Origin of the sequence: Neisseria sp. P0009.S010, from assembly GCF_051958545.1 — a bacterium.
GTDB classification, from domain to species: Bacteria; Pseudomonadota; Gammaproteobacteria; order Burkholderiales; family Neisseriaceae; genus Neisseria; species Neisseria subflava_A.
In genome coordinates this window covers 1-229 of record NZ_JBQCVH010000070.1, presented here as the reverse complement: position 1 = coordinate 229, position 229 = coordinate 1, and the positions used below count along the sequence as shown (strand labels likewise).

The 229-nt window shown below is 41.9% G+C and carries 1 pseudogene; it reads right to left on the bottom strand.

From position 1 onward, the window contains the following. A pseudogene (locus ACTHSN_RS10940) lies at positions 1–223 on the bottom strand (DNA helicase RecQ); the annotation flags it as partial. Between the last annotated feature and the right edge of the window lie 6 nt (positions 224–229).

The following is a 229-nucleotide window of genomic DNA, read 5'->3' as shown; positions in this document are numbered from 1 at the left end:
TGCTCAAACCGGCATGATACGGAATCGCCTCCAAGCCGTTTTCACACAAAAAATGCGCCACAAACACGACTTTTTTGCGGCTAAAACAATAAACAATGCCGCTTTTCCCATGCATCTGCTTGCGGATGAAATCCAACAATTGTTTTTTGCCATTATATTTTTCGATAACCTGATAATATATATTCGTACGGTCAAAGCTGGAGATAAATTCGGGCGCCTTGTCCTAGTG